Genomic DNA, 12,547 nt, shown 5'->3' on the forward strand with positions numbered 1-12,547 from the left:
CAAATGGCGGGGTTTTTGTTTTTAGGGCTTACGCCACCGGGATCGCGGTCAAAGCGGCGAGCAGATCCGCGCCCTTCGGAACACCGAGCCCGGTGCAGGCGCTCCAGCCAGGGCCGGCATCGTAGCCCTTGCCGCCGACGCGGTTGTTGCCCTGCTCGACCAAACGGAATGCGCCGGGGTTGGAATAGAGCGCAGCGTTGAGAAGGCCGATCTGCTCGCCGCGCGCGGCGATCGCAATCGCGACCAGGGCGGCCCATAGCGGTGTCGCAGCACTGGTCCCGCTCATCGCCATCGCCTGTCCGTTGACGATGATGCGGTAGCCAGGGCTTGCCGCGGCCGCGCAGGCGACATCAGGGACGCCGCGCCGGATGGCGCCGTCGTTCTGCGATTTCGGTAGCGTCAAATGCGATTGATAATCGGGGACCGGAAACGCGTCGCTGATGCCGCCGCCGGTGCCGACCGCACCGGCGTTCCAGACCGCCTCCGCTGCGGCCGGCCCATTGCCCGCGGCAGGCACGGGCTGGGTGCCGCCGCAGCTCGTCGCATAGGGGCTCGAGGCGGGAAACCAGACATGGAGCTTGCCGTCGGTCAGGCCGCTCGTCGCGAGTTGATCACCAGAGGCGAACAGCACGCTGACGCGCAGCCGCGCGGCATCGGCCAGCACCGCCTGCATCGCGTCGCGCCCCGGCCCGGTCCAGTATTTCTCGGCACTGCCCCAGCTGACGGAGACCACCTGCGGCGCATGCTGTTCATCGAACACCGCCTGATGGATCGCGTCGGTGAGACCCGCGGCGGAGTTCTCGGCAAAGTAGACCACGATCTTGCTCTTCGGCAGCAGGCCGGCGAGCACCTGGAGATCGAGCGCGATCTCCTGATCGGCGACATCGTTGCTGCCGAAACCGCCATTGCCGGTCGGCGGCACATTGACGACAACCGGCGGCGGCCGGTTCATGCCGGCCACCGCCATGGCGAGATCGCTCGCGAGATAGCCGCCGCCGAGAGCGACGATGCCGACGCAGATCGACGACACGTCGCGATCCAGCGGAATGCCGTAGAGGGCCGCGATGTCGGTCGGCCACAGCCCGCTGCCGCTGCCCATGTCGGCCTGGGCCTGCGCAAGCGGCGTCCTGGTCCGCAGCGGCCGCTGATCGAAGCCGAGAATGGCCCGGGTCCACGGCGCGATCTCGGCCGGCACCGTCAGGCCGCCGACGCGCGCGCGAAACGTGCGCTCGCTGTCGCGGTAGGTGCGAAGCGTCGCGCCGAAGATCTCGGCCATCTGTCGCGCGGTGCCTTCCAGCTCGACCGTGCGCGCGACCGGATCGCTGCCGCCGACGGTCAAGCCCCGCTCTGCCGCCAGCCGCACCACGCGGGCGACGGCGCGGGCATGGCTGCGATGGCGCTGCGTCGCGAGCTGGTGCCGCGTGATCGGCCGGGCGAGCCGGGCGAGATCCCCGGCGCTGCCCGTCGGAAACTTGTCGGGCGTGCGCCGCTTCACATAGACCACGATGGGGATCCGCTCGTCGGAATCGACATCGCCGACCAGCGTCGCGCCGACAGGCGCGGCGCGGTTGCTGCCGGCAAGTGGAACCCTGCGCTCGGAGGTGCCCGCCATCGATGCGATCTCACTTTCCGCCGCATGGCGTCGGCTGCACCGGATTTTGCGTGTCGTCGTAGGCGCAGAACGGGATCGACCAGACGAAATCGGCCGAGGTCGCGACGCGGGTGAGACCGGGCTTGCCTTCGAAGATCGGCGGCTGGCCCGAGAACTTCCAGTACCATTCCGGCAGCAGCGGCCCGAGCGGAGCGATCGGGCCATTCGGGCCGAACGACAGGAATCCCGCCTGCGAAGACGGCGTCCCGTCCGCCTTGAAGGCTGCGCGGCCGTGGCAGGTAATGCAGGACGACGTCGCGACGAAGCCGTCCTCGGTGACGGAATTGCCAACCCTGATGTCGAGCCCGACACTGTCGACGAAATCGGCCTGTGATCCCTTCAGGCAATAGTTGCTGTAGACCGGATCGATATCCGCGCTCGACAACATCGCCGTCAATGCAGCCGTCTTCACGCAATCCGGATAGCCCTGGCCGGCAGTCCGGTTCGACGGCACGAATGCGGTCTGCGCGCCGAAATTGTCACGACAGCCGATGATGTCGCAGCGACTCGGGTTGAACCGGTGCTCGAACGTCGCCCAGGTCCAGTTCGGCACCTGCTTGCTGATCACGTGCATCGAGACCAGGGCGTACTGCACGCCGGCCGCGCTGTTGACGTGATAGAGCTGCGGCACCTGCGCCACCGTCACCTTGTTGTTAGTGAAGTTCGGAATCTCGCTGACCGGCAGCCAATTCCCCTTCACCTCGATCGAATCGACCGGGAACGACAGCGCCTTGCCGAATGCGGCCTTCACGCCCGAGCGCTTGTGGAGGTTGTTCTGGACGATGAAGTCGAACGTCGGCTTGTTGTGACGCGTTTCCTCCATCTGCCCCTGCGCCGCGCCGGGCGGCAGCGCCGGCAGCAAACCACCGCTCTCCTGCACACCTTCTCGCGCCACCTGGGGGAGGATCGGCGGGCGCAGCGCCAGCGGCGTCGCGGCGGCCGGAAACTGCGGATTGGGCTGAAACAGATCGGTATCGCTTGCCCAGGTCTCGAACGTCGAATTGCTGCCGCCGGCGCGGGTATTGGCCTGGATGAAGAGCTGCCAGGCGACCTGATCCGGCGCGGTCATCGCGGGATTCGGCGGCGATTGCGCCGCGGCCGGAAGCGCGGGAAGCACCAGCAGACCACAGACGAGCAGCGTATCGATCGACCTTCTCATCTTGCTCTCCACATCGGGTTCAAGGTTGGAATCCGTCCCCCATCCAGCTCGCATAGACATCGAGCGCGTCCTGCGACCATCGGTGACCGGGCGGCATGAAGCCGGCTGACAGCGCGGCGAAGACGCGACGTGCGTTGGCGTGATCGGCAAAGTCATCATTAGCGGCCGGGTCGCAGATCCAGTCGGCGTCGCCGAGCCGAACGCCCTTTGGGGTCATGCAGGCGATGTCGCCCGGTCGAAACATCGGCAGGATGTCGTTGCCAAAACTGGTCGTCATCGGGAGCACCGAACCCATTCGCGACATGCACTTCTGGTTGCATATCGTATAGGCGACTATCGCGAGGGCCGCTGTGAAGCGGCTCACATCCCCGCGCAGCAATTTTCCGGCGGCCGTCCGCGGCCACCGCAGCCCACAGGTTGGATCGAACCGAAGCTTCGCGAACCGCGACCAATCAGCTATAGGATGACCATCTAGGGCTGTTCGGGCGCATCACATGATCCTGCAATCCCTCGCCGGCCTGCCGGCGTTCCTGGTCTATTTCTGCACGGCGCTGATCGCCGTGGTCGCCTACCTCTTCGTCTACACCCGCGTCACCCCGCACGACGAATTCCAGCTGATCCGCGACAACGATCCGGCGGCGGCGATTGCGCTGGGCTTGAGCCTGCTCGGCTTCGTGCTGCCGGTGGTCAGCGCCATCGCCCATTCCGCCAATGTGGTGGACTGCCTGATCTGGAGCATCATCGCGCTGATCGTGCAGATCATCGTCTATTACATCGTGAAGATCCCGGTGCCGAACCTGTCGGCGCGGATCGCCTCCGGCGAGATGGCGGCGTCGATCTGGCTCGGGCTGTCCTCGCTGGCCGCAGGCGCGCTCAACGCCGCCTGCATGATCTACTGAGTCATAGAGCTGACCATGGCGCGCAAACCGAACCCGGAATTCGGCAAACGGCGACCGGTGGTGCCGGCGGTGCCACCGCGGCCGGATCCACCTTCCAAGCGCTCCAGCCATGTCGCGCTGCTAATGATGGGCACGCTCGCGGTCGGCGGCAGCGCCTACGCGCTGATGCCGCGGCAGAATTGCCAGCCGATCCAGCCGACGCCACCGGGCGTGACCGCGCCGGCCCCCCTGCAACCCGGCGCCGATTGCGCGCCGCGCAGTTCGTCGTCCGGGTCGGGCGGCAGCGGCGGCGGCTCGTCGCACAGCAGCTTCTACAGCGGCAGCTCATCGTCGGGCGGCTCTTCATCCTCGTCGGGTTCATCGTCAAGCTCGTCGGTCAGCCGCGGCGGCTTCGGCTCGTTCGCGCATGCGTTCGGCTTCGGCGGCGGCTGACAAGCACATTGCCGTGTCGTCATGCGCTTTCACTTGCCCGGCGATCGGAGCTGATGGAGACTCGGCGCGGCTCGCAAACGACAAGACGGAAGGCAAGGATCGCGTCCATGAAACGCTCGCGACGGGTCTGGCTGAAATTGATGGGGAGCGTCGCGATCGGCGCAGCCTCGATGGGCCTGGCGCCAGGCTAGGCCCGCAGTCGTCACCATGCGGGGCACAAAGCCAAGCGGAAGCCCGAGCAGATATCACCTTCCGGCGGCTTCGGCGGCGCGCCGCGCAGCATCGCCCACTACGACAACGGTCCCTCGCATGGCGGCGCCTGACGTCCGAGCCGACACCCATCGTCTGAAGATCACGGACCCCTTCATGCAACGCATCGCATGTTCCGAGCGCGACGATTGGCAGGCAACCGCCGAAAGCGCCGGCTTCACCTTCCACACCATCGACGGCGAACGCTACTGGGACGAGCGCGCCTATTACGCCTTCACGCTCGACGAGATCGAGCGCGATATCGAGGCGCCGACCGGCGAAATCGACGCGATGTGCCTCGAGCTCGCCGGACGCGCGGTCAGGGATGAACAATATCTGCGCCGGCTGAAGATACCGGAAGCATTCTGGGACCTGATCGCGGCGAGCTGGCGCCGCAAGGAGCCGAGCCTCTACGGCCGGCTCGACCTCAAATTCAGCGGCAACGGCCCGGCCAAGCTGCTCGAATACAATGCCGACACGCCGACCTCGATCTTCGAGGCGGCGGTGTTTCAATGGACCTGGCTCGAACAGGCAATCGAACGCAACATCATCCCGAAGCGCGCCGACCAGTTCAACTCGATCCACGAGGCGCTGATCGAGGCCTGGAAGACGATCGGCGCGACCCATCCGCTGCATCTCAGCGGGCTGACCGGCAACGCCGAGGACGCCGGCACGCTCGCCTATCTCGAGGACACCGCGGCGCAGGCCGGGCTGAAGACCACGCTGCTCGACATCGAACAGATCGGACTGCGCAATGACGGCCAGTTCGTCGACCTCGACGAAAGCCCGATCGCGCTCGCGTTCAAGCTCTATCCATGGGAGTGGATGTTCCACGACGCGTTCGGCAAGAACCTCGCGACGGCGCCGACGCAATGGATCGAGCCGCCCTGGAAGGCGATCCTGTCCAACAAGGGCATCCTGCCGCTGCTGTGGGAGATGTTCCCGAACCACCCCAACCTGCTGCCAGCCTATTTCGAGGACGACCCGCAGGCCGCGCAGCTCGGCACCTCGTTCGTGCGCAAGCCGATCTATTCGCGCGAAGGCGCCAATGTCGAACTGGTCAGCGCCGGCATCACGCTGGTCGCGGAGCAAGGCCCCTACGGCGCCGAGGGCTTCATCCGGCAGGCCCTCGCGCCGCTGCCGAATTTCTCCGGGCAGTATCCCGTGCTCGGCAGCTGGCTGGTCGATCACACGCCCCGCGGGCTGTCGATCCGCGAGGACGAGAACCCGATCACCGGCAACACATCGCGCTTCCTGCCTCACGCGATTTTGTAGAAACGTTGACACTCTGCACCACCGTCATTGCGAGGAGCGTAGCGGCGAAGCAATCCATCCTTCCGCACGCGCGGTGAGATGGATTGCTTCGCTTCGCTCGCAATGACGTGGGTAGAGGGTGCGGGGCCGCGGGGGACTTGCCCTTCACCGCGCGGACGCGACCGCCTTCAGCACATGCGCGGCGCCGGCGCGCGCGACTGGCGCGGTGCTGGGCTGATAGAGCCCGCGGCGGTCGGGATAGGGCCTGAACAGATTGGTGATACCGACCACGGATTCAGCCGCGCCAAGCGCCAGCACGCCGTCGGGCTCGAGCATCCGGGAGATCTTGCCGAAGATGCCTGCCTTGGTCTGCTGATCGAAATAGATCAGCACGTTGCGGCAGAAGATCACGTCGAAGGTGCCGAGATGCGAAATGTCCTGCAGCAGATTGAGCTGGCGGTGCTGCACCATGCCGCGGATATCGGCGTTGAGCTGCCAGAGCTCGCCCTTCTGCACGAAGTGCTTGACCAGCAGCTGGATCGGCAGCCCGCGCTGCACCTCGAACTGGCTGAACAGGCCGGCCTTGGATTTTTCCAGCACCGCCTGCGACAGGTCGGTGGCGACGATCTCGATGCGCCAGCCGGTGAATAGCGCGGTCATTTCCTTCAGCAGCATCGCGATCGAATAGGGCTCCTGCCCGGTCGACGAGGCCGCGCACCAGATGCGCAGGCTGCGGCGCGCGGCGCGCGCCTGTGCCAGCGCCGGCAGCACCGCCTCCTTCAGATGGTCGAACGGGATCTTGTCGCGAAAGAAGAACGTCTCGTTGGTGGTCATCGCCTCGACCACCTCCGACGTCAGCATCTCGGCGCCGCCCTTCATCTTCTGCACGAGTTCGGGAATGCCGGCGAGGTTCGACCGGCGCGCCAATGGCAGCAGGCGGCTCTCGACGAGATATTGCTTGTCGGCCGACAGATCGAGGCCGGAACGTTCTTTCAGCAGCTTACGCAGATACTCATAGTCCAGCGGCGTCACGAACGGTCTCCGGCAAACACGCGAACAAGCTTCGATGCAATCTGATTGAGCGGCAGCACGGCGGCGCAGATGCCGGCATTGACCGCGGCACCGGGCATGCCCCACACCACGCTGCTCGCTTCGTCCTGGGCGATCACGCTGCCGCCGGCGGCGACGATGTCCTTGCCGCCGCGCATGCCGTCGGAGCCCATGCCGGTCAGGATCACCGACATGATGCTGCCCTGCCAGACATCGATCGCGGAGGTGAACATCGGATCCACCGCGGGTTTGCAGAAATTGACCGGCGGCCCGTCGTCGAGCGCGATCGTGGCATCAATGCCGTGACGAGCGATCCGCATGTGGCGTCCGCCCGGCGCCAGATAGATCTGACCAGGTTTGATGCTCTCGCCGTCGATCCCCTCATGCGCGGGCCGCTTGCTGGTGCGCGCCAGATGCTCGGCGAGAATGGTGGTGAAGGTCGGTGGCATGTGCTGGGTGATCAGCACCGGGACGCGATCGATCACGGGGCCGATCTCTGCGACCAGCGTCATCAGCGCCTGCGGGCCGCCGGTGGAGGAGCCGATCAGCAGCACCTTGGGCTGCAGCAGGCCAAACGAACGGCGCGCGACCTGGGCGGGCGCGGCGGCGGGAGGCAGCCCCGGGCGCGGCTTGTCGTGTCCGGGCGCCAACGGCGGGCTCACCGCCGTATGCACCGTGCTGCGCCGCGCCTTGGCGCCGAGGTGACGGATCTTCTGGATCAGGTCGTGGCGGAAGGTTTCCGCGGCGGTTGCCTCGCGCGTGCTCTCCGGCTTCGGAATGTAGTCGGACGCGCCGAGCGAGAGCGCCTTCAGGCTGATCTCCGCGTTGCGGCGGGTCAGCGTCGAAGCCATGATAATGACGAGGTCGCGCTTCTTCGCCAGCAGCTGCGGCAGCGCCGAGATGCCGTCGAGGTCGGGCATCTCGATATCGAGCACCGCGACGTCGGGGTTGATGCGCTCGAGCTGGTTGACGGCGTCGAGGCCGGTGCGCAGCGAGGCCACGACCTCCATGTCGGGTTCGGCGCCGATCCAGCGCGAGATCATCCCTCGGATGACCACGGAATCGTCGACGACCATCACCCGCACCTTGTCGGAACGGGTCGATGTCGGGACCGCAGTACTTGTCAACGCAACACTCATGACTTCACCAGCGACGCAACACGACGCACAACAACCGTTGAGCCGAAGGCTTCTGCCGCCGGATCGAACGTAGAGTTAAATCAAACCGACTTCCTGGAACTTCGCGGTGACGATGTCCCGGTCGAACGGCTTCATGATGTATTCGTTGGCACCGGCATGCAGCGCGCGTGCGATATGCGCGACGTCATTTTCGGTGGTGCAGAACACGACCTTGGGCTGATCGCCGCCGGGCATGCGGCGGAGATTGCCGAGGAACTCGTAGCCGTCCATGACAGGCATGTTCCAGTCGAGCAGCACGGCCTCGGGCATCGCGCGCTTGCAGGCCTCGAGCGCCTTGGCGCCGTCCTCGGCCTCGACGATCTGGAAATCGAGACCTTCCAGGATACGGCGGGCAACCTTGCGAATGACGCTTGAGTCATCGACAACAAGACACGTTCTCATCTGCGACCTCTACTTCCTCATCCCCGGTGGGATGTTTCAGTTCTTCGATTCAGTCGGCCCGTCTCAGGCCGCTTTGGCATCAGGCACCAGTTCGAGCACGCGATCGACATCGAGGACGACCATGAGCTGTCCGTCGAGGCGGTGAACACCGCCGGCGAGCCTGGCCATGCGGGGATCGAGGTTGACCGGATTGTCCTGGCGGCTGTCGTCGGGCAGCCGCAGCACCTCGCCGATCTGGTCGATCAAGAGGCCGTAGGATTCGCCGCGCTGGTCGACGCCGACCGCCATCGGCGGCTTGCCGTCGTCGGCCTTCGGCAGGCCGAGCCGGGCGCGCATGTCGACCACGGTGACGATGCGGCCGCGCAGATTGAGCACGCCGGCGATCTCGCTGGAGGCCAGCGGCACCCGCGTCAGCCGCTCCGGCATGAACACGTCCTGCACCCGCGAGATCGGCAAGCCGAACAGCTGCCCGCCGATCACCGCGGTGACGTATTCGGCCATCGCGCCTTCACTGGTCTCGGTCTTGCTGGTCATCACTCTCGTTTCCTTTAAGCGGCGCGGCGCAGCTCGGCGGTCTGCTCTTTCAGCGCCGCGATCAGCCCGGGACGATCAAACTTGGCGACATAGTCATGGAAGCCGGCCTGGCGGCCGCGCTCGATCGCCGCCGGCGACACCATCGCCGACAGCGCGATGATCGGCAGCCCGACGAGGTTGTGGTCGCTTCGGATGTTCTCGGCGAACTCAAAGCCGTTCATCTCGGGCATCTCGATGTCGGTCAGCACGACGTCGAAGGCCTGCCCCGAGCGCAACGCCGCGAGCCCTTCCTGCGCGCCTCCCGCGGTCCGCACCTTGTAGCCGGCAGCCTTCAAGACCGGGGCCAGCATGTTGCGGAAGAACGCCGAGTCGTCGACCAGCAGCACCGACTGCGCCGAGGCCGACGGGCGCATCTCCTTGCGCGAGAACCAGTCGGCGAACGCCATGGGGAGGAAGTGGCCGACGTCGATCACCTCGGTGGCCTGGCCCTTGATCACGGCCGAACCCAGAATGCCGTCCTGGCTGCCCGCGACCTCGATGTTGAGCCGCTCCTCGACGATGTCGATGATCTCGTCGACCACGAGCCCCATCGAGCGGCCGTCGTCGGCGAACACCAGGATCGGCTGCGCCCCCTGGGTCTGCACCTCGACCCCGGCCATCTGCACCAGCGGCATCAGCTGCTCGCGGTACTGCACCATGTAGCGGCCGTTCGAGAGCTCGATCTTGTCGGTTGCGATCTCCTCCAGCCGGGTGACGAGGCCGAGCGGCACCGCCTTGGGCTGGCTCGAACCGGCGCGGAACACCAGCAGCGAGGTGAGCTGCTCGCCGCTCGAGGCATGCGCGGCGGCATTGTCATCGGCCATGTCATGGGCCGCCGCGCTGGAGGCGCCGAGCGCCTTGGCAATCCCATTGGGGTCGATGATCATGATCACCGCGCCATCGCCCAGAATGGTGTTGCCGGAGAACATGTCGATGTGCCGCAGCTTGGTCGACATCGGCTTGACCACGATCTCCTCGGTGTGGAACACGCCGTCGACCACGATGCCGAAGGTCTGGCTGCCCACCTGGGTCACCACGATGAAGCCGTTCTCGGCATCGCTGGTGGCGCCGTCGTCGATCTTCAGCAGCTTCTTCAGATGGATCAGCGGCAGCAGCTTGTTGCGCAGCCGCAGCACTGCCGTATCCTTGATCCGCTCGATGCGGTGCTCGGAGTTGGCGCGCGCCCGCACCAGCTCGACCACCGAGAGCTGCGGAATGGCAAACCGGTCGCCGCCGGCTTCCACGATCAGAGCGGAGACGATCGCCAGGGTCAGCGGGATCTTGATGGTGACCGAGGCGCCCTCGCCGGCCACGCTCTTGATATCGATGGTGCCGCCGATCTGGTCGATATTGGTGCGCACCACGTCCATGCCGACGCCGCGGCCGGACACCGAGGTCACCTGCGCGGCGGTCGAGAAGCCCGGCGCGAAGATGAACTTGTGGATCTGGGCTTCGGTCATCTTCTCCAGTTCGGCCTCGGTGACGAGACCGTTCTGGAGCGCCTTGGCCTTGATCCGCTCGGTGTTGAGCCCGCGGCCATTGTCGGCGATGCAGATGATGATGTGGCCGCCCTCGTGATAGGCGCTGAGGCGAATGGTGCCCTGCTCGGGCTTGCCGCTGGCGACCCGCTCGGCGGTGGTCTCCAGGCCGTGATCGGCGGAGTTGCGCACCATGTGCGTCAACGGATCCTTGATCAGGTCGAGCACCTGGCGGTCGAGCTCGGTGTCGGCGCCGTGCATCTCCAGCTCGATCTGCTTGCCGAGTTCGCCGGAGAGATCGCGGACGATGCGCGGCAGCTTCTGCCAGGCATTGCCGATCGGCTGCATGCGCGTCTTCATGACGCCCTCCTGCAGCTCGGCGGTGACGTTGGAGAGCCGCTGCAGCGGCACCTTGAACTCGGTGTCCTCGTTGCGGCGACTGATCTCGAGCAGCTGGTTGCGGGTCAGCACCAGCTCGGAGACCATGGTCATGAGGTGTTCGAGGGTATCGACATTGACCCGGATCGACTGGTTGGCGATCTTGTCGCCTTCCTGGACATCCTCGGTGGCGGCCTTGCGGGCCGGCTTCTTTGCAGCTTCAGCCGGCTCGGCTGCGGGGGCAACGGCTGCGGGCTTCGCGACCGGGACAGGCGCGGGTGCTGCGACTTCGATCTCGGTCTCGCGGAAGGCGCGCTCGAGCTCATCGAGCGAGACCTCACCCGGGCGCAGCGGACGCTCCAGCGTCTGCACCACCAGCGTGCCTTCGGTCATGGCCGGTTGCACCGACGGGGCATCAACGACAGGCACCGCTTCTTCGCCGGCCGCCATAGCGGCCATGCCGTGCTCGACCATCGCTTCGAGCTGATCGATCAGGTCGCGGTCGTTGCCCTCGGGCTCGGCCTCGGTCGCCTCGAGCCCGCCGAGGATCTCCTTGATGCGGTCGATCGAGGACAGGATCAGCGTCACGGCTTCCGCCTTCACCGGCATGCCGTCGCGGAATTTGCCCATCAGGGTCTCGCCGGCATGCGCCAGCGCTTCCAGCCGCGGCAGCCCGAGGAAGCCGCAGGTCCCCTTGATCGTGTGCACAAGCCGGAAAATGTTATCCAGGATCTTCGCGTTGTTCGGATCCTGCTCGAACTGCACCAGCTGATTGTCGACCGTATCCAGGCTCTCGCTGCTCTCCGTCAGGAACTCGCGCAACAGATCGTCCATGAAACCAACCTTCGAAAAACGCCGAAAACGCTGCGGCGCACGACATCGACGCGCCGGCCGGAACTTAGGTCAGCTTCTCCGCAAAGCGTTTAAGTTTGGTTGAGTAATTGGAAAAGAACGGGATCAACAAAGAGATAAGGCCGCACGATCGAATCGCGCGGCCGCTCGTAACCTTTGCTTAATGATGTTCCCGCGGCCGCGTTCAGGACGCTGCGATAATGACCTTGTCGCCGTCGAGCGTGAGCGTCACTTTCAACCCGCAGGCTTCGGCCAAGAGGCGCGTGTAATGCGGCTGTACAGCATGCGCATCGACCGTGTTCGACGAGCTTGCATTGAGCAAGTCGACGATGTTCTGCGGCACCCGCGCATTGAGGCCCGCGGCCAGGATGCGGAAGCTCATCGTCTCACCCTCGCCGACCGGATCGATGGTGAGCGTGCCGCCGCGCGGGATGGTCTGCTGCGCGATGACCAGCATGTTCAACAGCAGCTTGACCCGGTTCTTGGGCAGCAGCAGCCGCGGCAAATTCCAGGTCAGCGTCACCTTGCCGTCCTCGATATGCCCTTTCGCCATGTTCTGGGCATCACCGAGGTCGATCTGCGCGCCGGAGGAACCCGCGGCACCGAACGCCAGCCGGCAGAACTGCAGCCGCGCCGAAGCGGTCTTGGCGCTCTTGCGGATCAGATCGAGCGCGAAGTCGCGGTCTTCGGGCTTCGGATTGTCGTCAAGGACCTCAAGCCCATTGACGATCGCGCCGACCGGACTGATGAGATCGTGACAGACCCGCGAGCACAACAGCGCAGCTAGTTCGAGTGCATCGGGAGCGGGACCGGGAGACGAAGTGCCAGACATCAATTGTTTCCTGGAAAGCCGCACGCCGCGGGAGGAGTGCGAATCACGCATGCCTGCCGGCTTGATACACCGTGCAGACGGATGCTGCCAGCTTGCGGCGGGACTGATAAGGCATGATCCGGAAAAGTGGAAACCGGTTTTCCGAAAAGATCATGCTCAA

General features: G+C 65.6%; 12 protein-coding genes. 3 read left to right on the forward strand and 9 right to left on the reverse strand.

The window, feature by feature from the left end; translation table 11 throughout:
* Positions 1-28: 28 nt before the first annotated feature.
* Genes HU230_RS23915 through HU230_RS23925 form a run of 3 tightly spaced genes read right to left on the reverse strand, consistent with a single transcriptional unit; the run spans position 29 to position 3,087 of the window.
* Positions 29-1,612 (reverse strand): S53 family peptidase, encoded by a 1,584-nt coding sequence (locus tag HU230_RS23915; RefSeq protein WP_176529586.1) that lies wholly within the window; start codon positions 1,610-1,612, stop codon positions 29-31.
* A 10-nt stretch (positions 1,613-1,622) separates the two neighbouring features.
* The gene (locus HU230_RS23920) at positions 1,623-2,810 is read right to left on the reverse strand and encodes a hypothetical protein (protein ID WP_176529585.1); all 1,188 of its coding nucleotides are present in this window, start codon (positions 2,808-2,810) and stop codon (positions 1,623-1,625) included.
* Between the two features lie 19 nt (positions 2,811-2,829).
* The gene (locus HU230_RS23925; RefSeq protein ID WP_176529584.1) at positions 2,830-3,087 is read right to left on the reverse strand and encodes a hypothetical protein; all 258 of its coding nucleotides are present in this window, start codon (positions 3,085-3,087) and stop codon (positions 2,830-2,832) included.
* 217 nt (positions 3,088-3,304) lie between these two features.
* Between HU230_RS23925 and HU230_RS23930 the strand changes: the two genes are divergently transcribed.
* The 3 genes from HU230_RS23930 (at position 3,305) to HU230_RS23940 (ending at position 5,665) form a co-directional block, all read left to right on the forward strand.
* The gene (locus tag HU230_RS23930; RefSeq protein WP_176529583.1) at positions 3,305-3,709 is read left to right on the forward strand and encodes a DUF350 domain-containing protein; all 405 of its coding nucleotides are present in this window, start codon (positions 3,305-3,307) and stop codon (positions 3,707-3,709) included.
* Positions 3,710-3,724: 15 nt separating this feature from the next.
* Entirely contained in the window at positions 3,725-4,141 is a 417-nt protein-coding gene (locus HU230_RS23935) for a hypothetical protein (protein ID WP_176529582.1), read from the forward strand.
* A 366-nt stretch (positions 4,142-4,507) separates the two neighbouring features.
* Positions 4,508-5,665 (forward strand): glutathionylspermidine synthase family protein, encoded by a 1,158-nt coding sequence (locus HU230_RS23940; RefSeq protein ID WP_176529581.1) that lies wholly within the window; start codon positions 4,508-4,510, stop codon positions 5,663-5,665.
* A gap of 144 nt (positions 5,666-5,809) precedes the next feature.
* Here HU230_RS23940 and HU230_RS23945 read toward each other — a convergent pair whose 3' ends face one another.
* From HU230_RS23945 to chpT, 6 genes are all read right to left on the reverse strand, one after another.
* Positions 5,810-6,676: a CheR family methyltransferase gene (locus HU230_RS23945; RefSeq protein ID WP_176529580.1), complete on the reverse strand. Its 867-nt coding sequence runs from the start codon at positions 6,674-6,676 to the stop codon at positions 5,810-5,812.
* Entirely contained in the window at positions 6,673-7,833 is a 1,161-nt protein-coding gene (locus HU230_RS23950; RefSeq protein WP_176529579.1) for a protein-glutamate methylesterase/protein-glutamine glutaminase, read from the reverse strand. The genes HU230_RS23945 and HU230_RS23950 overlap by 4 nt, the downstream gene beginning before the upstream one ends.
* Positions 7,834-7,908: 75 nt before the next feature.
* Complete coding sequence (locus HU230_RS23955) at positions 7,909-8,274, reverse strand: response regulator (RefSeq protein ID WP_018273268.1); 366 nt, start codon at positions 8,272-8,274, stop codon at positions 7,909-7,911.
* A gap of 63 nt (positions 8,275-8,337) precedes the next feature.
* On the reverse strand, positions 8,338-8,808 hold the full coding sequence (locus tag HU230_RS23960) for a chemotaxis protein CheW (RefSeq protein ID WP_176529578.1): 471 nt from the start codon (positions 8,806-8,808) through the stop codon (positions 8,338-8,340).
* Between the two features lie 14 nt (positions 8,809-8,822).
* Complete coding sequence (locus HU230_RS23965) at positions 8,823-11,537, reverse strand: hybrid sensor histidine kinase/response regulator (RefSeq protein ID WP_176529577.1); 2,715 nt, start codon at positions 11,535-11,537, stop codon at positions 8,823-8,825.
* A 202-nt stretch (positions 11,538-11,739) separates the two neighbouring features.
* Entirely contained in the window at positions 11,740-12,387 is a 648-nt protein-coding gene (chpT, locus tag HU230_RS23970; RefSeq protein WP_176529576.1) for a histidine phosphotransferase ChpT, read from the reverse strand.
* Positions 12,388-12,547: the final 160 nt, after the last annotated feature.

The organism is Bradyrhizobium quebecense (assembly GCF_013373795.3).
Taxonomy (GTDB): domain Bacteria; phylum Pseudomonadota; class Alphaproteobacteria; order Rhizobiales; family Xanthobacteraceae; genus Bradyrhizobium; species Bradyrhizobium quebecense.